The organism is Streptomyces sp. NPDC001231 (genome assembly GCF_042896885.1).
Taxonomy (GTDB): domain Bacteria; phylum Actinomycetota; class Actinomycetes; order Streptomycetales; family Streptomycetaceae; genus Streptomyces.
This window is the reverse complement of the sequence record NZ_JBIAXS010000076.1, coordinates 1-1,581: the sequence shown is the minus strand read 5'-3', so window position 1 is coordinate 1,581 and position 1,581 is coordinate 1. Positions and strand designations below refer to the sequence as shown.

1 protein-coding gene is annotated in these 1,581 nt (G+C 69.3%); it reads left to right on the top strand.

From position 1 onward, the window contains the following. The first annotated feature begins 194 nt into the window (after positions 1-194). On the top strand, positions 195-1,553 hold the full coding sequence (locus tag ACFY3J_RS38790; RefSeq protein WP_365437979.1) for an NF041680 family putative transposase: 1,359 nt from the start codon (positions 195-197) through the stop codon (positions 1,551-1,553). Positions 1,554-1,581: the final 28 nt, after the last annotated feature.

The window sequence follows — 1,581 nt, the reverse complement described above, 5'->3', positions numbered from 1 at the left end:
CTTGAAATTAAACCTTCGGTGATCGTTCGGGGATCGAGTGGTTCACCCACATGGGAATCTGCCGGACATGACGACGACCTCCCTTTCACGCTGTGTGATGTCGAGTCGCACAACGGGCCAGGAGGTCGCTGGTGTCGAGTATCGTCCACGAAGTCGCTCATCGGCAGGCACTAGCCGAACTGTCCTTCTTTCGGATGGAGTTGTATGCGGCGATGCCGCGCCGTGCGGATGCGTTGTTCGAGCTGACGGATGCAATGTTGTGTGCCGGTTCCCCGGTGGTGTCGCTGCCGGAGTTGTCGCTTGAGGCGGTGCACCGGCGTGGGCACGGGGCGATGTATGACGCGCTCGCTCGGGGGCGTCTGGATGTGTCGCGGCTGGGGTGGGTGTTGGCGGGGCTGGAGCTGCCGCGTGGGACGGACGGGCAGATCTCGATCGCGTTGGACGTGACGCCGTGGCCGCGTCCGGACGCGGAGTGCTCGCCGGACCGGCTGCACTGCTACCGGCCGTGTCGCTGTGACGGGGTGCGGCAGACGATCCCGGGGTGGCCCTACCAGGTCGCCGCCGCGCTGGGCGGAGGACGGACCTCGTGGACCGGGCCGCTGGACGCGATCCGCCTCGGCCCGGACGATGACCTGACCGAGGTCACCGCCTCCCAAGTCCGTGACCTGCTCGCGCGTCTGCGCGAGGCCGGGCAGTGGCGCGAGGGCGACCCCGAGGTGCTGTTCGTGCTGGATTCCGGCTACGACATCGTGCGGCTGACGTGGCTGCTGCGTGACGAGCCGGTCCGGCTGCTCGGGCGGATCCGCGCCGACCGTGTCATGTATTACCCGCCCGGCCGTCGCAAGGGACCCACCAAAGGCCGGCAACCGCGTCACGGCGAGCCCTTCCGGCTCGCCGACCCGGCCACTCACCCCGCACCCGCCCAGGAGTCCACCACCCGCCACGACCGGTTCGGTGCCGTGACCGCCCGCTGCTGGGGGCACCTGCACCCCAAACTCGAGCGCCGCCAGGGCAGCTGGGCCGACCATCCCGGCGCCCTGCCCAACGTGGAGGGGACGCTGGTCCACCTCGAGGTCGAGTACCTGCCCGGCAACCGCGACCCCAAGCCACTGTGGCTGTGGCACTCGGTCCCCGACGCCACCACGCACGACGTCGACCGCCTGTGGCGGATCTTCCTCAGAAGATTCGACATCGAACACACATTCCGGTTCTTCAAGCAGGCCCTCGGCATGACCCGACCCCGGCTCCGCACCCCCGAACAAGCCGACCGATGGGTCTGGCTGATCATCGCCGCCTACACCCAACTCCGCCTCGCCCGCCCCCTCACCGACGACCTCCGCCGCCCCTGGGAGAAACCCCTCACACCGGATCGGCTCACTCCCGGCCGCGTCCGACGCGGCTATCCCCGGATCCGACGGATCCTGGGCACCCCCGCCAGACCGCCGAAAGCCACCCGACCCGGCCCCGGCCGCCCACCAGGCCGCACCACCAGCCCCGCACCCCGCCACCCCGTCGGCAAACACCCCCACAAACAAGACACCCCCCGACCTTGAAGGCCGAGGGGGAACCTTTAAATTCAAG